Origin of the sequence: Paracoccus sp. S4493, assembly GCF_000967735.1 — a bacterium.
Lineage (GTDB): Bacteria > Pseudomonadota > Alphaproteobacteria > Rhodobacterales > Rhodobacteraceae > Paracoccus > Paracoccus marcusii.
Map to the genome: position 1 here is coordinate 72,529 of NZ_JXYF01000009.1, position 16,567 is coordinate 89,095.

Consider the following 16,567-nt stretch of genomic DNA (forward strand, 5'->3'; position numbering starts at 1 on the left):
GGCCGAGGAACCGTCGTGCTGGAGGAGTTAGTCAAGTGACCATCAAAACCGTTATCCGCGCATCCGTCGCGGTGTCCGCGCTTGCCCTGTCGGCAGGCTTTGCCCAAGCGCAAGAGGCCACCAAGGCCTGCCTGATCACCAAGACGGACATCAACCCGTTCTTCGTGAAGATGAAGGAAGGCGCCACCGCCAAGGCCGCGGAGCTGGGCATCGAGCTGATGACCTTTGCCGGCAAGATCGACGGCGACCACGAGACCCAGCAGCAGGCCGTCGAAAGCTGCATCGCGGCGGGCGTCAAGGGCATCCTGATCACCGCGTCCGACACCAAGGCCATCACCGAATCGCTGGGCCAGGCCCGCGAGGCGGGGATACTGGTCATCGCACTGGACACGCCGCTGGACCCGATCGATGCGGCCGACGCGACCTTTGCCACCGACAACCGGGAGGCGGGCCGCCTGATCGGCGCCTGGGCCGCGGGCCAGATGGGCGATGCTGCGGCGGATGCTAAGATCGCCATGTTGGACCTGTCGGCCAGCGCGCCGTCGGTCGACGTGCTGCGCGATCAGGGCTTCATGGCGGGCTTTGGCATCGACGTGAAGGACGAGAACGTCATCGGTGACGAGGACGACGCCCGCATCGTCGGCCACGAGGTCACCTCGGGCAACGAGGAAGGCGGCCAGCAGGCCATGGAGGCGCTGATGCAGCGCGATCCGGCGATCAATCTGGTCTACACGATCAACGAACCGGCCGCGGCCGGCGCCTACGAGGCGCTGAAGTCCTTCGGCATGGAAGAGAACGCCCTGATCGTGTCGATCGACGGCGGCTGCCCCGGTGTCCAGAACGTCGAGGCGGGCGTGATCGGCGCCACCGCCCAGCAGTATCCGCTGCTGATGGCGTCGATGGGCATCGAGGCCATCGCGGCCTTTGCCGCCGACGGTACCAAGCCGGAAACCAGCGAGGGGTTGGATTTCACCAACACCGGCGTGAACCTGGTCACGGACAAGCCGGTCGAGGGCGTGCCGTCGATCAGCGTGGCCGAAGGCTTGGAGCAGTGCTGGGGCTGATGCCCCCCGCCGCATGACGTCGCGACGGCGGGTTGGCCGCCGTTGCCTTCCGTGACACGCCACGAGGTCCCCGATGTCCGACACCCCCGATCCCGTGGTCGAGCGCGTTGCCGGTGAGAAGGTCGCGCAGTTCGACCATCGTCACCGCAGCACGCTGGACCGGGTGCAGCATTTCCTGCACCAGTATCCCACCATGGTTCCGGTCATCGTGCTGGTCCTGTCGCTGATCGCCTTCGGGCTGATCTCTCCCAACTTCTTCTCGGCGTTCAACCTGTCGCTGATCCTGCAGCAGGTGGCCGTCGTGGGCACGCTGGCGGCGGCGCAGTCTCTGGTCATCCTGACCGCGGGCATCGACCTGTCGGTTGGCGCGGTCATGGTGCTGATTTCTGTCGTGATGGGGCAGCTGGCGGTCAACTTCGGCATCCCGGTGCCGGTCGCCATCCTGGTCGGCCTGGCCTGCGGGGCGGGAACCGGCGCCCTGAACGGTTTCCTGGTCACGCGGCTGAAGCTGCCGCCCTTCATCACCACGCTTGGGACCTGGAACGTGTTTCTGGCGCTGAACTACTACCTGTCGGGTCGAGAGACGATCCGCAGCCAGACCCTGGACATGGACGCGCCGCTGCTGAAGTTCTTCGGCACCCGGTTCAACCTGGGCGGCGCCGTGCTGACCTATGGCGTGGTGCTGATGCTGGTCGTGTTCGCGGTGCTGTTCTATGCGCTGTACTATACCGCCTGGGGGCGGCGGGTCTATGCGGTCGGCGACGACCCGGAATCGGCCGCGCTGGCCGGCATCCAGACCAAGCGCGTGCTGCTGTCGGTCTATGTCGTGGCGGGCCTGATCTGCGGCCTGGCGGCATGGTCGTCCATCGGACGCGTGGGGTCGATCAGCCCGACGTCGTTCTTCGAGGCAAACCTGGAATCGATCACGGCTGTGGTCATCGGGGGCATCTCGCTGTTCGGGGGGCGCGGGTCGATCGTGGGGCCGCTGATCGGGGCGCTGATCGTGGGCGTGTTCAACTCGGGCCTGCGGCTGGCGGGTGTGGACGTGCTGTGGCAGCTGTTTGCGACCGGCTGGCTGATCATCTTCGCCGTCGCCATCGACCAATGGATCAGAAAGGTGTCGTCATGACCGAGCCGCTGCTTACCGCCCGCAACCTGGTCAAGCGCTATGGCCGCGTGACTGCCATGGATCATGCCGACTTCGACCTGTATCCCGGCGAGATCCTGGCCGTGATCGGCGACAACGGCGCCGGCAAGTCCAGCCTGATCAAGGCCATCTCGGGCGCGGTCAAGCCCGACGAGGGCGAGATCCGGCTGAACGGTCAGGTGGTCAGCTTTGACAGCCCGCTGGATGCCCGCAAGATGGGGATCGAGACGGTCTATCAGACGCTGGCCCTGTCGCCCGCGCTGTCGATCTCGGATAACATGTTCATGGGGCGCGAGATCCGCAAGAAGGGCATCATGGGCCAGTGGTTCGGGATGCTGGACAAGCAGGCGATGGACGATTTCGCCCGCGCCAAGCTGTCCGAACTGGGCCTGATGACGATCCAGAACATCGCCCAGCCCGTCGAGACCCTGTCCGGCGGTCAGCGCCAGGGCGTCGCCGTGGCTCGGGCGGCGGCCTTCGGCAGCCGGGTGATCATCCTGGACGAGCCGACCGCCGCCCTGGGCGTCAAGGAAAGCCGCCGGGTGCTGGACCTGATCCAGGACGTGCGGTCGCGAGGCATCCCGATCGTGCTGATCAGCCACAACATGCCGCACGTGTTCGAGGTGGCGGACCGCGTCCACATTCACCGCCTGGGCAAGCGGCTGTGCGTGATCGACCCCAAGCAACATTCGATGTCGGATGCCGTGGCCTACATGACCGGCGCGCGCGCACCCGAAGGGGTTGCCGCCTGAGCCTTGCGTCCCGCGGCGGCCGGGGGGCCAGCCCCCCGGACCCCCCGTGGCCGGTTCCATGACGAACGGGCGGGACCGCAAGGCCCCGCCCGTCTTCAGTCGTTCAGACGCCGCATCAGCGCCCAGGCCAGGCCCGAGCAGATCAGCGTCGCCGTGATCGCCGGGATCGCGGTGCCGTTGTAGAGCAGTCCAACCGGGGCTGCGATCAGCACCGCCGCCAGCGTCGAGATCGCCGCGACGATGGATGCGGCCATGCCTGCGATATGTCCCATGCGCTGCAGCGCCAGCGCGTTCAGGTTGCCGAAGGTTACCCCGGCCATGAAGAACACGCTGACCGCCCAGAAGAAGAAGACCGGGAATTCCAATCCCTGCGGCAGCACGCCGGACAGGATCAGCGTCAGCGCCAGTCCCGACACGATGGTCTGCATCATATAGGCCCATTTCGCGATCCGCCGCATGCCAAAGCGCATCACGAAGGTCGCGTTCAGCACCGTTCCCGACCCCGACAGCAGCGCCATGGCGGCGAACCACAGGTGGAAGTTCTCTCCCTTGCCGTAGGTTTCGCCGAAAAGCTGCTGGGCCGAGGACAGCAGGCCGAACATCTGCCCGAAGCCGAGCGTCAGGATCAGCGTCGCCAGCATCACCTGGCGGTCGGACAGGACCTCGCGCGCGGCGGCATAGAGGGTGCCGATGCGCAGGGGACGGCGGGCGGCGGGGGGCAGCGTCTCTGCCTGGCGGATGTTCAGCCACAACGCGCCGATCAAAGCGAAGGCGATGAAGGCCAGGAACACCCCGTGCCAGTCCGAGATCGCGATGATCCCCGCACCAAGCGTCGGCGCCACGGCCGGGATCATGATGAAGATCATCATGACGAAGCTGCTGATCCGGGCCATCTCGCGCCCTTCGTAGAGGTCGCGGACCAGGGCCAGACCCACGATGCGCGGACCGGCGGCGCCGAGGCCCTGCACGAAACGCGCGACCAGCAGCAACTCTAGCGAATCGGCATAGATCGCGGCGATGGTCGCGGCGATGTAGATGCCAAAGCCGATGGTGATCGTGCGCTTGCGGCCAAGCGCGTCGGACAGCGGGCCCGCGAACAGCGTGCCAAGCCCCATCCCGGCCACGAAGGTGGTCAGGATCAGCTGGGCGCGGTTCACGTTGTCGGGCGTCAGGTCCGCCGCGATGTCAGGCAATGCGGGCAGCATCGCGTCGATGGAAAAGGCGATGGTGGCGAACAGGAATGCCAGCATCGCGATGAATTCGGGCAGGGGCAGGCGTTGCTGCTGCGCAAGCCCGGGGTGGGAAACGTCTGTCATGGGGTCACCGGTTGGGTCAGACCCTCAGATAGGCCCATCTTGCAGAGTCTGCAAGTTGACCCTAACGGGATGCTGCCATGATCTCGTCGATGACGCTCTGCCACAGGTCCGCGGGCTGGGCGCCGCTGACCGCATGGGCATCCGCGACGATGAAGGTCGGGACCGACGAGATCCCGCGCTGTCGGGCGTGCGATTCGCGACGGGCGACCTCGTCGCGGTCGGCGTCGCTGGCCAGCAGGCGCGCGGTCAGGGCAGGGTCCATGCCGGCCGCCCCGGCGATCGCCGACAGGACGGACGCATCGCCGATGTCCTGGGCATCCTGCCAATGCGCCCGCAGCAGCCCGGACATCACCCGGCCTTGTGCACCTTCCAGCCCGGCCCAGTGCATCAGGCGATGCGCATCGGTCGTGTCGGGTTCGCGCGGCGAGGGGTTCAGCGTCAGGCCGAGGGCCGCGGCGCGTTCCGCCAGCGCGCGCGTGGCGGCATCGACCTGATCGCCCAGCTTGGCCCGCAGATAGGCCACGCGGTCCATCCCTTCGGGCGGCATGGCGGGGTTCAGGCGGAACGGGTGCCAGGTGATCGCGAAGGGATGATCGGGGCGGCTTTCCAGGGCGCGGTCCAGTTCGACCTTGCCGATCAGACACCAGGGGCAGACGGGATCGGCGAAGATGTCCAGGCGGGTCATGGTCGGTCCTTGCGATGCGCCTCGCGCAGGGCGCGGCGGTTGATCTTGCCGGTGGGCGTGCGCGGCAGCGCGTCCAGCGGGATCCACGCGCGGGGCTGCTTGTAGCGGGCAAGGCCGGCCGCGGCCAGAGCCTGCATCTGGTCAGGAGTCGCGGCACCGGTCCAGAAGGCCGCGACGATGCTGACCCCCGGCGCGGTGGGCAGTTCCGCCACCGCCACGTCACCCGCATGGGGATGGGTGGCCAGGTGATCCTCGATCTCGGGCGGGGCGACGCGAAAGCCGCCCGCATTTATGATGTCGTCGGCCCGCCCCAGCAGCGTGATCGCGCCGCGATCATCGGCCTGCGCCATGTCGCCGGTCACGAACCAGTCGCCGCGAAAGCAGGCGCGCGTCGCGTCAGGATCGTCCAGATAGCCCAGGAACAGCCCCGGATCGTCGCGCCGGACCGCTAGCGCGCCCGGCTGTCCCGGCGGCAGGGGGCCATCGTCGCCCAGGATCGCGAGATGTCGGCCGGGCTGCGGAAAGCCCGCCGTGCCGTAGGGCGCGGGCCGGGACGGGCTGCCCGAAAGGAAGGTCGAGATTTCGGAGGCGCCCATCGCCTCGTGCAGGTCGGTGCCGGTGCGGGCGGTCCAGGCGGTGCGCAGGCCGGGGTCCAACCGCTCTCCGGCGGCCAGGGCGTGGCGCAGGGTCACGATCGGGGGCCAGTCCGCGCGCAGCATCCGGCGAAAGACACCGGGCGCCCCGGCCAGGATCGTTGCGCCGTGACGCGCAGCCAGCAGGGGGATGCGTTCGATCGGGGTGCCGTCGGCGGGAATCAATGCTGTCGCCCCCAGGGTCCACGGGTCCAGTAGCCCGGTGCCAAGGGTGAATGTCCAGTTGAACGCCCCGGCATGCAGCAGGCGATCGTCGGCGCGCAGCCCGTACCAGCCCTGCATCATCGCCTGCCGCGCCAGGATCGCGCGATGCGCGTGCATGACGGCTCGGGGCTGGCCCGAACTGCCCGAGGTGAAGACGATATAGGCCAGGCGATCCGCGGACCCTTGGGCGAAATCGGCCGGGGGAAGCGTGGCAATGCCGTCAAGGTCGCCCTCGGTCAGGACGGGGGCGGGATGGTCGGGCAGGGGCACGCCCGCGCCGGCCACGATCATCGCGGGTGCGATGCGGGCAGCGATGCGCGTGATCTCGGCCCCGGTCAGCTGGGCCGAGGTCGGCACCGGGATCACCCCCGCAGCGATGCCCCCCAGATAGGCGATCGGAAAGGCCGGGCGGTTCGCCAGACGCATCAGCAGCCGGTCGCCCGGGCGCAGGCCCGCGCGCGTCAGGCCCGTGGCCGTGCCCAGCACCGCGCGGCGCAGATCGCCATGGGTCCAGACCTGCGCGTCGTCCGCGCCCATGACGACCAGGGCCTGGTGGTCCGGGACAGCCTGCCCCGCCCGCAGCACATGTTCGGCCAGGTTCATTCCTGCGTCCTGCCTGTCGCCCAATAAAAAACGGCCCGCGCGAACGGGCCGTCCGGATCACGCGCGATGGCGGATCAGAGCAGTTTCAGATCGCTGGCCGAGGCGCGGCCGTCACGGCCGGACTGCAGCTCGAATGCGATCTTCTGGTTGTCCTGAAGGCCCGTCAGCCCGGCACGTTCCACGGCCGAGATGTGCACGAACACGTCCTTGCCGCCGTCATCGGGCGCGATGAAGCCGAAGCCCTTGGTCGAGTTGAACCATTTTACCGTTCCGGTCGCCATAACCGTATTCTCCTTCAAGTCATCCCGACGCAGGATTGCGCCAGGCCGTGCAGCCCGCTTTCGGTCTTCCGGCTGCCCAAGAGGGAGGCGGTAGAAAGTCTTCGCTCACGCGACTGAGAGGATGCCCGAATCGTTGCAAAACGCAAGAGTCAAACGCGGCCCCGTGGTGCCGCGTTTGACGCAGGCGGGGTTCAGCGCAGGTCCGGGGGCGTGGCCTCGGCCGCCAGATCGGCCACGACCTGGTCAAGGGTCACGGTGCGACTGCCCTGCGCGTCCAGGCGGCGCAGCGAGACGGTGCGGTCCTCGACCTCCTTCATGCCGATGGCCAGGATCGCGGGAACGCGGCCGACCGAATGTTCGCGGACCTTGTAGTTGATCTTTTCGTTACGGATGTCCGCCTCGGCCCGGATGCCGCGGGCGCGCAATGCGGCCACGACCTCGTGCACATAGGCGTCCGCATCCGACACGATCGAGGCCACGACCACCTGACGCGGCGCCAGCCAGAAGGGCAGCTTGCCGGCGCTGTTCTCGATCAGGATGCCGATGAAACGCTCGAAGCTGCCCAGCACCGCGCGGTGCAGCATGATGGGCCGGTGCTTGTGCCCGTCGGCACCGACATATTCCGCATCCAGACGTTCCGGCAGGTTGGGGTCCACCTGCAGCGTGCCGCACTGCCAGTCACGACCTATGGCGTCGGTCAGCACGAATTCCAGCTTCGGCCCGTAGAACGCGCCCTCACCGGGGAAAACCGTGTAGTCATGGCCCGCGGCCTTGCAGGCGTTGCCCAGGGCGGCCTCGGCCCGGTCCCAGCTTTCCTCGGTGCCGATGCGCTTTTCGGGGCGCGTCGACAGCTTGATGCGCCAGCCCTCGAAGCCCAGGTCGGCATAGATCCCGGCCAGGAAGTCGATGAACTTCTTGGTCTCGGCCTCGATCTGGTCCTCTGTGCAGAAGATGTGGGCGTCGTCCTGGGTGAAGCCGCGCACGCGCATGATGCCGTGCAGCGCGCCCGAGGGCTCATAGCGGTTGCAGGACCCGAACTCGGCCATGCGCAGCGGCAGGTCGCGATAGGATTTCAGGCCGTGGTTGAAGATCTGAACGTGGCACGGGCAGTTCATCGGCTTCAGGGCGTTGATCGTCTTGGTCTTGGCATGTTCCTCATCGACCTCGACGATGAACATGTTTTCCTGATAGTTCTCCCAGTGCCCTGATTCTTCCCACAATTTCCGGCTGACGACCTGGGGCGTGTTGACCTCGACATAGCCGTCGGCGCGCTGCTTGCGGCGCATGTAGTCCTGCAGCGTGGTATAGATGTTCCAGCCGTTCGGATGCCAGAACACTTGGCCCGGCGCCTCCTCTTGCATGTGGTACAGGTCCATCTCGCGGCCCAGCTTGCGGTGGTCGCGCTTGGCGGCCTCCTCCAGCATCGTCATGTGCGCCTTGAGGTCGTCGCGGTTGCGGTAGGCCACGCCATAGATGCGCTGCAGCATGGGTCGCGTCGCGTCGCCCAACCAATAGGCCCCGGCGATATGGGTCAGCTTGAAAGCATCGGCAGGCAGCTGGCCGGTATTCTGCAGGTGCGGACCGCGGCACAGATCCTGCCAGTCGCCGTGCCAGTACATGCGCAGGTCCTGGCCCTCGGGGATGCGGTCGATCAGCTCCAGCTTGAAGGGCTCGTTCACCGCCTTGTAATGGGCGATCGCGCGGTCGCGGTCCCAGATCTCGGTGCGGACGGGTTCGCGGGCGTTGATGATCTCCTTCATCTTGGCCTCGATCGCGCCCAGATCGTCGGGAGTGAAGGGTTCGGCCCGGTCGAAATCATAGAACCAGCCGTGGTCGCGGACCGGGCCGATGGTAACCTTGACGTCGGGCCAGATCGCCTGGACCGCACGGGCCATCACATGGGCGAAATCGTGGCGGATCAGCTCCAGCGCCTGCGCCTCGTCCTTCATCGAATGGATGGCAATCTGGCCGCTGGCGGTGATCGGCCAGGCCAGGTCGATGTGGCTGCCGTCCAGGCTGGCGGAAATGGCGCGCTTGGCAAGGCTGGGCGCGATGCTCTCGGCGACCTCGGCGGCGGTCACGCCGGCGGGATAGTTGCGCGCATTGCCATCGGGAAAGGTGAGGGTGATCTGGGACATGTTGTCCTCCTCGTCGGTTTGGCGCCCACGGAACGCCCGGTTGCGGGTTATGGTCGGGCAGGCATGGACGTGCCCGCGCGATTAGTCAAGATTACGGCAACACACGGGAAGCCAGCATGAGCCACCACAGCGATTTCGAGGAGCAACTGTTCGAGCGTCTGGTCGAGGACCCCGACAGCGACGGCGGCTTGTCCGACGCCCAGAGCCGGGTCGAGCCGCGCAACTTCCTGCGCCACATCCTGTCCTTGGCGGCGTCGAAACTGGCCGACGGGCTGGTCGACGCGAAACTGGTTCTGTCCTGGCTGCTGACCCATCTGGGTGCGGGGGCGGGCGTGATCGGCCTGCTGGTGCCCGTCCGAGAGGCCGGGTCGCTGCTGCCGCAACTGTTCACCGCAGGGGCCATCGGCGCTTTGCCGCGACGCAAATGGGCCTGGGCCGTGGGCAGCGTCGTGCAAGGTCTGGCGGCGCTGGCCATCGCGGGCATCGCCCTGACGATGGAGGGGCCGGCCGCGGGCGGGGCCATCATCGCAGCCCTGGCGGTGCTGGCCCTGGCGCGGTCGGTCTGTTCGGCCAGCTACAAGGATGTCTTGGGCAAGACGGTGGGCAAGTCGCGGCGCGGCGCGGCCACGGGTTTCGCCAGCAGCGTGGGCGCCGCGGGGGTCATCGTCTTTGCCGGCCTGCTGCTGTGGCAGCCGCTGGATCGGGCGGTGCTGGTCATCGGCGCGGTGGCGCTGGCGGGCGTCGCCTGGATCCTGGGCGGCGCGATCTTTGCGACCTTGGACGAGGAGGCGCAGCCGCGTGAGGAGGTGCTGAGCCTGTCGCAATCCATCGGCCAGCTGCGTCTGGTGCGCGAGGATGGACAGCTGGCCCGGTTCATCGTCGCGCGGTCGCTGCTGGTGGGGTCGGCCTTGGCGCCGCCCTATCTGCTGGTGCTGGCCGCAGCGGGGCAGGGAGACCGTCAGTTGGGCCTTCTGGTGCTGGCATCGGCGCTGGCATCCCTGCTGTCGTCCTGGGTCTGGGGGCGGATGTCGGACCGGTCGGCCCGCCGGGTGCTGATCTGGTCGGGCGTCGCGGGGGCAATCGCCCTGGGTGCGGCCCTGGTTCTGGCGGCCATGGGGCTGGCACAGGTGACGGGCGCGATCGCGGTGGTTCTGTTCGGCCTGATGATCGCCTATCACGGCGTGCGGCAGGGGCGGACGACCTATCTGGTCGACATGGCGCCCGATGATCAGCGCGCCGCCTATACCGCGGTGTCGAACCTGGTGGTCGGTGTCGTCCTGCTGGTGGCCGGGGCCGCCTCTGCGGGGCTGGCGGTGCTGGGCGCGCAATGGGCGGTGGCCGCCTTCGCCGCGGCGTCGGCCCTGGGGGCTTGGGTCGCATGGGGATTGGACGAGGTGAGCAAATGACGGATTATCTGACGACGGATACGGGACGGCGCATCGCCTACGACCGCCTAGAGGGGCAGGACCCCGGAATCGTTTTCCTGGGCGGGTTCCGGTCCGACATGCAGGGGTCGAAAGCGGCCCATCTGCGCGACTGGGCGGCGGCGCAGGGGCGTGCCTTTTTGCGGTTCGACTATTCCGGGCACGGCGCCAGCGACGGCGTGTTCGAGGAGGGCTGCATCGGGGATTGGGCCGCCGATGCTCGTGCAGCGATCGAGGCGCTGACACAGGGCCCGCAGATTCTGGTCGGATCATCGATGGGCGGGTGGATCAGCCTGCTGATGGCACGAACGATCCCGGACCGCGTTGCCGGGCTGGTCACGATTGCCGCGGCGCCGGATTTCACCGAACGCGGGTTCTGGGCCGGGTTTTCACCCGGCCAACGCGAGGCGCTGATGCGCGACGGCCGCGTTGCCCTACCAAGCGAGTACGGAGAGCCGCTGATCCTGACGCGCCGGTTGATCGAGGATGGCCGCGATCAACTGGTCCTGAACCAGCCGCTGTCGCTGCCTTTTCCGGCGCGGATGCTGCAAGGGACAGCGGATGCGGATGTGCCGGTATACTGGGCGATGGACCTGCTGGATCACGCGTCGGGCGAGGATCTGCGGCTGACCTTGGTCAAGGGGGCCGATCACCGATTCTCCTCGCCCGACTGTCTGGACCTGATCGTCGCGACGATCGAGGAGGTCGTTCAAAACGTCAGGGAATAGTGGTCGCCCATGTCGGGCTTGTCGCCGGTGATCTTGGATTTGGCGATCTGGTACAGGAAGGCCATGCTGCCGCCCGTGGCCCAGACTTCCGCCTCGGTCAGGTCCAGACGCAGCAGCTGGACGTCGGGGTCCTGCTTGCCATCCTCGAACCAGCTGGAGGCGACTGCGTTCCACAACTCGTCCAGCTTGGCGCGGTTGTCGGACAGGGACAGGGTGCCGTGGATGCGGGCGTAAAGGCCCTGGCCAGCATCGCTGACCACATGCATCGCATCCTGCGGACCCGATGCCACGCTGCGGGCCAGATCGGTGTCCTTGGCGGTGATGAACCACAGCACGCCGACCTTGCGGTCGGTATAATGCGACATCGGAACAAGCCGCGAATCCTGGGTCACACCCAGCATGCCGCTGTTGATGTCGTCCAGACGGCTCCAGAACTGGTGATTGTGGTCGGTCATCCTGCGATCCTTTCGTGCCGCATCAGGCGGCGATCGCGGGATAAACAACGATCCGCGGGACCGGGTTCCCCCGTCCCGCGGGACCGACGTCAGACCGCGACGTTGTCCGAGTGGACCGGATCGTTGACGCCGCAATCGGCGGCCGCGCCGCCTGCCCGACGCTTGCGACGCGGCTTGACGCTGTCCGGCAGGGCTGCGTTTTCGTCAATGAAGTCAAGAACCAGCGGACGGATGTTCAGGCGCCACGACTTGCCTGCAAAGATGCCGTAATGGCCAGCGCCCGGTTCCAAGTGCTGAACCTTCCTGGCGTTGGGCACGCCGGTGCACAGGTCCAGCGCCGCGACGCATTGGCCCGGCGCCGAGATGTCGTCATTCGCCCCCTCGACCGTCATCACGGCGACGTCGGTAATCTTGCCGATATCGACGGGACGGCCGTCGACGGTGAAGCGGTTCTGCGCGATCTCGAGGTTCTTGAAGATGCGTTCGACGGTCGACAGGTAGAATTCGGCCGTCATGTCCATGACCGCCAGGTATTCGTCATAGAACTTGTTGTGCTTGTCGCCTTCGCTGGCGGTGCCGCGCGCCTCGGCATAGATCTGTTCGATGAAGGCGCGGGTATGGGTCTGCATGTTCATGGTGATGAACGACGACAGCTGCGCCAGCCCGGGATAGACCATGCGCCCGGCACCGCGATACTTGAACCCCACGGACTGGATCGCCAGATGCTCCAACTCACCCATGGTGATGCGGTTGCCGAAATCGGTGACCTCGGTCGCGGCGGCGTCGGGGTCGACGGGGCCGCCGATCAGGGTCAGGGTGCGCGGCTGTGCAGCCGGCTCCTCCTCCGCCAGGATGGCTGTCGCGACCAGGGCCAGGGGCGCCGGCTGACACACCGCGATGACATTCACGTCGGGGCCCAGGTGGCTGATGAAGTCGACCAGATAGCGGGTATAATCCTCGACGTCGAACTTGCCCTCGCTGACCGGAATGTCGCGGGCATTGTGCCAATCGGTCACGTAGAGTTCGCAATCGTTCAGAAGCGACAATACGGTCGACCGCATCAGGGTCGCATAGTGACCCGACATCGGCGCGACCAGCAGAACCTTGCGGGGCAGGGGGTCGCGACGGGCGACGCGGAAATGGATCAGGTCGCCGAAGGCCCGGCGCAGGACCGGCTCGACATAGACAACGTGGTCCTGCCCGTCCTCTCCGGCGATGGGGGGGATCTCCCAGTCGGGCTTGATCACCATGCGTGCGAAGCTGCGTTCGGTGACACGGCCCCAGGCCCCCAGCATCCGGAACGCGGGATGCGGGACCAAGGCGAAGGCGGGATAGGCTCCGATCGCGCGGGCGGTCGCGCCCATCCATTCGTTCGTGTTCCGAATCGTCTCCATCGCGTCATAGGACACGATGCCGCGAAGACCTTTGACCGACATGTAACCCCACAATTGCTGCGCCGCGGCACATGATCTGCGCGCGACGGGGCGGCGGGAACGGGGTCAGAAGCCGGGTTTACGCCTTGCCTGCCCTGCGCATATCATGACCGTATAAGTAGGGGGGATTACGGATCATGGCAAGACAGCCGGACAAGACGGGTAGAAATGTTGCCAAATCACGTGCGAAACCGGCAACAACCGCAAAGGCGCGCGCGAAGCCCAAGCCCCAGGCCAAGACCCCGGAGGTCGAGGTGAAGACGCCCCAGGCCAAGGTGGAGGCCGCCGAACCCAAGATCGAGACGCCCCAGGTCCAGAGCACGTCGCCCGAGGCCGAAGCTAAGGCCGCGGCGCCCAAGCCCGCCCCCGCCGCCCACAAGCTGGCCGAGAACATCGAGCGGATCGAGACCCTGGGTCACCGCCTGATGGCCGCGCTGGCCGATCGCAACCTGCCCAATCCCGGCGTCGAGGGGCCGGGCGCCGAGCTGTACCTGACCGCCGCGAACGCGTTCCTGAAGACGCTGGCGGAACATCCAGCCAAGATGATCGAGACCCAGGTCACCTTCTGGGGTCAGACCCTGTCGAACTATGCCCGCGCGCAGAAGGCGCTGGCCACCGGGCAGCTGACCGCCCCCGAGGATGACAGCCCCGCCGATCGCCGCTTTGCCAACCCGCTGTGGCAGACCCACCCCTATTTCAACCTGATCAAGAAGCAGTACCTGACCAATGCGCGCGCGCTGAAGGATGCGACGGCGACGCTGGATCTGCCCGACGATGTGACCCGCAAGCGTGTCCACTGGATGACCGCGCAGATCATCGACATGATGGCGCCCACCAACTTTCTGGCGACCAATCCCGACGCGCTGGAGAAGGCCGTCGAGACCGAGGGCGAGAGCCTGGTCAAGGGGCTGGAGAACCTGGTCCGCGATGTCGAGCAGCATGGCGGAGAGATGATCGTGTCCCTGGCCGATCGCCGCGCTTTCACGGTCGGAGAGAACATTGGCACCGCGCCCGGCACCGTCGTCTATCGCGCGCCGCTGTTCGAGCTGATCCAGTACGCGCCCACGACGCCCAAGACGCATGCGCTGCCCCTGGTGATCTTTCCGCCTTGGATCAACAAGTTCTACATTCTGGACCTAAAGCCCCAGAACAGTCTGATCCGCTGGCTGGTGGATCAGGGTCAGACGCTGTTCGTCGTCAGTTGGAAGAACCCCGATGCCAGCCTGTCCGACACCGGCATGGAGGAGTACGTCCAGGCCTATCTGGACGCGATGGACCAGGTCCAGGCCCTGACGGGACAGGCGCGGCTGAACGCGGTCGGCTATTGCATCGCGGGCACCACGCTGTCGCTGACGCTGGCGCTGCTGAAGCAGAAGGGCGATCGCCGCGTGAACTCGGCCACGCTGCTGACCACGCTGACGGATTTTTCCGACCAGGGCGAATTCACCAGCTTCCTGCAGGACGATTTCGTCGGCGGCATCGAGGCCGAGGTCCAGCGCCACGGCCTGCTGCGGGCACAGCTGATGTCGCGCACCATGAGCTTCCTGCGCGCCAACGACCTGGTCTGGGGCCCTGCCATCCGCAGCTACATGATGGGAGAGACGCCGCCGGCCTTCGATCTGCTGTTCTGGAACGGCGACAGCACGAACCTGCCGGGGCGCATGGCGATGCAGTACCTGCGCGGCCTGTGCCAGAAGAACGCCTTTGCCGAGGAGGGGTTCGATCTGCTGGGCCACCGCCTGCACCTGTCCGACGTCACGGTGCCCCTGTGTTCTGTCGCCTGCGAGGGTGACCACATCGCACCCTGGAAGGATTGCTGGCGCGGGGTGGCGCAAATGGGATCGAAGGACAAGACCTTCATCCTGTCGCAATCGGGGCATGTGGCGGGCATCGTGAACCCGCCCACGCGGCAGAAATACGGCCACTATCTCAGCGACCACGGCTTTGGCGGCACGCATCAGGACTGGAAGGACGCGGCGGCGTTCCAGCAGTCCAGCTGGTGGCCGACCTGGGGCGCATGGCTGGCCGAGCGAGCCGGTCCGATGGTGCCCGCCCGCGACCCCGGAGCGGGTCTTGATCCCGCCCCTGGCCGCTATGTCCACGAGCGCGCAGGCTGAAGCGGGGCTGGCGCACGGGACTTTCCAAGGGCTTGCGCCGACCCGCCGGATTTTCGCCGCGCCGCAGAAAAAATACTTGAAATGCTGCGGTGCAGCATTCATATTGGTGGCATGGAATGGATCGCAGCGACCCGTTCCCTCTGTCTCTCGGTCGCTGCATCACAGGAGTGAACGACATGGCAAAGACCCCCGATATGACCAAGACGATGCAGGACATGATGGCGAACTTTCCCATCGACACCAGCTCGATGCAGGACGCGATGAAGTCGCAGTCGATGATGGGCGAGAAGCTGGCCCGCGTCGCGCTGAGCGCCGCCGAGCGTTCGACCGAGATCTCGGCCCGCTGGGCCAAGGACTCGATCTCGCGCATGGGCGAGCTGGCTGCCGTCAAGCAGGACCCGTCCGAATACGCCAAGGCCATGAGCGATTTCGCCTCGGCCGCAGCCGAAATGGCCGCCGAGCACATGGCTGCCTATGCCGAAGTCGCCAAGAAGGTCCAGATGGACACCGTCGACCTGATGCTGACCGCCGGCAAGGACATGGCCTCTGATGCGCAGAAGGTGGCCGAAAAGGCCGCCCGCGACACCCAGACCGCCGTCAAGAAGGCCGCCACGGCGACCGCCGACAAGTGATCGCCTGATCACTGGAACCGACGGGGCAGGGGCGACTTCGGTCGCCCCTGTTCGCATTTGCGCGCCGGGGCTTTTTCCTTTGCGTTTTGCGGGTGCAGAATTCATCATGGCGGCCAGGATGAATTCAAGGAACCCAGGATGGCCGCATCGACTGCGCCGCTGCTGATCAAGCGTTATGCCAGCCGCCGCCTCTACAACACGCAGACCAGCGACTATGTTACGCTGGAGGATATCGCGGGCTTCATCCGCGATGGCCGCGAGGTCAAGATCATCGACCTGAAGTCGGGTGACGATCTGACCCGCCAATATCTGCTGCAGATCATCGCCGAACATGAAAGCCGGGGCGAGAGCGTCCTGCCGCTGGACGTTCTGACCGACCTGGTGCGCAGCTATACGACCAACGCGCAATCGGTCGTCCCGCAGTTCCTGGCCGCCAGCTTCGAGATGCTGCGCGAGGGACAGTCCAAGCTGATGGAGAACATGGCGGCGATGCCCAATCCCATGGCCACGATGCCGGGATTCGACGCGCTGCAGCGCCAGCAGCAGATGTTTCTCAAGGCCATGATGGGCGGCTGGCGCGGTGGTGCCTCGGGCCCCGAACGCGAGGATGGCACGCCCACGCCCCCCGCCGGCCCCGCAACCCCCGAAGACGAGCGCGACATGGCCGAGATCCGCCGCCAGCTTGCCGAACTGCAAAAGCGCGTTTCCAAGCTGTGATCCCCTTGCACCGCGCCGTGCGTCGGGCTAGACCCGCCTCACGGAGCGGTGGCCGAGTGGTCGAAGGCGCACGCCTGGAAAGTGTGTAGGCGGGAGACCGTCTCGAGGGTTCGAATCCCTCTCGCTCCGCCACTTGCCCCCGCGAAAGCGTTCTCCCGTTCCGGCTGCGGCCGGATTTTTCCGTTGTTTTCGAGGGTTTGTATCGACCCAGCAGAATC

At 66.6% G+C, this 16,567-nt stretch carries 15 protein-coding genes and 1 tRNA gene; 9 read left to right on the forward strand and 7 right to left on the reverse strand.

What is annotated here, in order from left to right; genetic code table 11:
* Nucleotides 1–35 precede the first annotated feature (35 nt).
* The 3 genes from TW83_RS02430 to TW83_RS02440 all read left to right on the forward strand — a co-directional run bounded on the left by TW83_RS02430 (nt 36) and on the right by TW83_RS02440 (nt 2,963).
* Nucleotides 36–1,064 carry a sugar ABC transporter substrate-binding protein gene (locus TW83_RS02430; protein WP_045981182.1) on the forward strand — a complete coding sequence of 343 codons (1,029 nt, stop codon included), beginning with the start codon at nt 36–38 and terminating at the stop codon, nt 1,062–1,064.
* Between the two features lie 73 nt (nt 1,065–1,137).
* Complete coding sequence (locus TW83_RS02435) at nt 1,138–2,193, forward strand: ABC transporter permease (protein WP_045981183.1); 1,056 nt, start codon at nt 1,138–1,140, stop codon at nt 2,191–2,193.
* On the forward strand, nt 2,190–2,963 hold the full coding sequence (locus TW83_RS02440; protein WP_045981184.1) for an ATP-binding cassette domain-containing protein: 774 nt from the start codon (nt 2,190–2,192) through the stop codon (nt 2,961–2,963). Before TW83_RS02435 ends, TW83_RS02440 begins: the two co-directional genes overlap by 4 nt.
* A gap of 95 nt (nt 2,964–3,058) precedes the next feature.
* On the opposite strand, the gene TW83_RS02445 is transcribed toward TW83_RS02440, so the two are convergent.
* The 5 genes from TW83_RS02445 to thrS all read right to left on the reverse strand — a co-directional run bounded on the left by TW83_RS02445 (nt 3,059) and on the right by thrS (nt 8,843).
* On the reverse strand, nt 3,059–4,279 hold the full coding sequence (locus tag TW83_RS02445; protein WP_045981185.1) for a multidrug effflux MFS transporter: 1,221 nt from the start codon (nt 4,277–4,279) through the stop codon (nt 3,059–3,061).
* A 61-nt stretch (nt 4,280–4,340) separates the two neighbouring features.
* Nucleotides 4,341–4,964: a DsbA family oxidoreductase gene (locus tag TW83_RS02450; protein WP_045981186.1), complete on the reverse strand. Its 624-nt coding sequence runs from the start codon at nt 4,962–4,964 to the stop codon at nt 4,341–4,343.
* The gene (locus tag TW83_RS02455) at nt 4,961–6,424 is read right to left on the reverse strand and encodes a class I adenylate-forming enzyme family protein (RefSeq protein WP_045981187.1); all 1,464 of its coding nucleotides are present in this window, start codon (nt 6,422–6,424) and stop codon (nt 4,961–4,963) included. The genes TW83_RS02450 and TW83_RS02455 overlap by 4 nt, the downstream gene beginning before the upstream one ends.
* Nucleotides 6,425–6,498: 74 nt before the next feature.
* Nucleotides 6,499–6,705 carry a cold-shock protein gene (locus TW83_RS02460; RefSeq protein WP_042244736.1) on the reverse strand — a complete coding sequence of 69 codons (207 nt, stop codon included), beginning with the start codon at nt 6,703–6,705 and terminating at the stop codon, nt 6,499–6,501.
* A 191-nt stretch (nt 6,706–6,896) separates the two neighbouring features.
* Nucleotides 6,897–8,843, reverse strand: a complete 1,947-nt coding sequence (thrS, locus tag TW83_RS02465; RefSeq protein WP_045981188.1) for a threonine--tRNA ligase — start codon at nt 8,841–8,843, stop codon at nt 6,897–6,899.
* Between the two features lie 116 nt (nt 8,844–8,959).
* Here thrS and TW83_RS02470 point away from each other — a divergent pair, with 116 nt between their 5' ends.
* Nucleotides 8,960–10,249 carry an MFS transporter gene (locus tag TW83_RS02470; protein ID WP_045981189.1) on the forward strand — a complete coding sequence of 430 codons (1,290 nt, stop codon included), beginning with the start codon at nt 8,960–8,962 and terminating at the stop codon, nt 10,247–10,249.
* A complete protein-coding gene (locus TW83_RS02475; RefSeq protein WP_045981190.1) occupies nt 10,246–10,995 on the forward strand; it encodes an alpha/beta hydrolase in 750 nt (249 codons plus the stop codon). The genes TW83_RS02470 and TW83_RS02475 overlap by 4 nt, the downstream gene beginning before the upstream one ends.
* On the opposite strand, the gene TW83_RS02480 is transcribed toward TW83_RS02475, so the two are convergent.
* Nucleotides 10,977–11,450 carry a pyridoxamine 5'-phosphate oxidase family protein gene (locus tag TW83_RS02480; RefSeq protein WP_045981191.1) on the reverse strand — a complete coding sequence of 158 codons (474 nt, stop codon included), beginning with the start codon at nt 11,448–11,450 and terminating at the stop codon, nt 10,977–10,979. The two genes, TW83_RS02475 and TW83_RS02480, sit on opposite strands and share 19 nt — an antisense overlap.
* Before the next feature lie 89 nt (nt 11,451–11,539).
* Nucleotides 11,540–12,886: a polyhydroxyalkanoate depolymerase gene (phaZ, locus tag TW83_RS02485; protein WP_045981192.1), complete on the reverse strand. Its 1,347-nt coding sequence runs from the start codon at nt 12,884–12,886 to the stop codon at nt 11,540–11,542.
* Nucleotides 12,887–13,137: 251 nt separating this feature from the next.
* Here phaZ and phaC point away from each other — a divergent pair, with 251 nt between their 5' ends.
* From phaC to TW83_RS02505, 4 genes are all read left to right on the forward strand, one after another.
* A complete protein-coding gene (gene phaC, locus TW83_RS02490; protein WP_343251961.1) occupies nt 13,138–15,000 on the forward strand; it encodes a class I poly(R)-hydroxyalkanoic acid synthase in 1,863 nt (620 codons plus the stop codon).
* A 176-nt stretch (nt 15,001–15,176) separates the two neighbouring features.
* Complete coding sequence (locus TW83_RS02495; RefSeq protein WP_045981193.1) at nt 15,177–15,632, forward strand: hypothetical protein; 456 nt, start codon at nt 15,177–15,179, stop codon at nt 15,630–15,632.
* A gap of 138 nt (nt 15,633–15,770) precedes the next feature.
* Nucleotides 15,771–16,349 (forward strand): polyhydroxyalkanoate synthesis repressor PhaR, encoded by a 579-nt coding sequence (phaR, locus tag TW83_RS02500; RefSeq protein ID WP_045981194.1) that lies wholly within the window; start codon nt 15,771–15,773, stop codon nt 16,347–16,349.
* A 42-nt stretch (nt 16,350–16,391) separates the two neighbouring features.
* Nucleotides 16,392–16,481 (forward strand) — tRNA-Ser (locus TW83_RS02505).
* Nucleotides 16,482–16,567: the final 86 nt, after the last annotated feature.

Excerpts from the sequence above, each read along its gene's own strand:
- TW83_RS02435 (WP_045981183.1), top strand. The coding sequence starts at position 1,138 with ATGTCCGACACCCCCGATCCCGTGGTCGAGCGCGTTGCCGGTGAGAAG.
- TW83_RS02440 (WP_045981184.1), top strand. The coding sequence starts at position 2,190 with ATGACCGAGCCGCTGCTTACCGCCCGCAACCTGGTCAAGCGCTATGGC.
- TW83_RS02445 (WP_045981185.1), bottom strand. The coding sequence starts at position 4,279 with ATGACAGACGTTTCCCACCCCGGGCTTGCGCAGCAGCAACGCCTGCCC.
- TW83_RS02450 (WP_045981186.1), bottom strand. The coding sequence starts at position 4,964 with ATGACCCGCCTGGACATCTTCGCCGATCCCGTCTGCCCCTGGTGTCTG.
- TW83_RS02455 (WP_045981187.1), bottom strand. The coding sequence starts at position 6,424 with ATGAACCTGGCCGAACATGTGCTGCGGGCGGGGCAGGCTGTCCCGGAC.
- TW83_RS02460 (WP_042244736.1), bottom strand. The coding sequence starts at position 6,705 with ATGGCGACCGGAACGGTAAAATGGTTCAACTCGACCAAGGGCTTCGGC.
- thrS (WP_045981188.1), bottom strand. The coding sequence starts at position 8,843 with ATGTCCCAGATCACCCTCACCTTTCCCGATGGCAATGCGCGCAACTAT.
- TW83_RS02470 (WP_045981189.1), top strand. The coding sequence starts at position 8,960 with ATGAGCCACCACAGCGATTTCGAGGAGCAACTGTTCGAGCGTCTGGTC.
- TW83_RS02475 (WP_045981190.1), top strand. The coding sequence starts at position 10,246 with ATGACGGATTATCTGACGACGGATACGGGACGGCGCATCGCCTACGAC.
- TW83_RS02480 (WP_045981191.1), bottom strand. The coding sequence starts at position 11,450 with ATGACCGACCACAATCACCAGTTCTGGAGCCGTCTGGACGACATCAAC.
- phaZ (WP_045981192.1), bottom strand. The coding sequence starts at position 12,886 with ATGTCGGTCAAAGGTCTTCGCGGCATCGTGTCCTATGACGCGATGGAG.
- TW83_RS02495 (WP_045981193.1), top strand. The coding sequence starts at position 15,177 with ATGGCAAAGACCCCCGATATGACCAAGACGATGCAGGACATGATGGCG.
- phaR (WP_045981194.1), top strand. The coding sequence starts at position 15,771 with ATGGCCGCATCGACTGCGCCGCTGCTGATCAAGCGTTATGCCAGCCGC.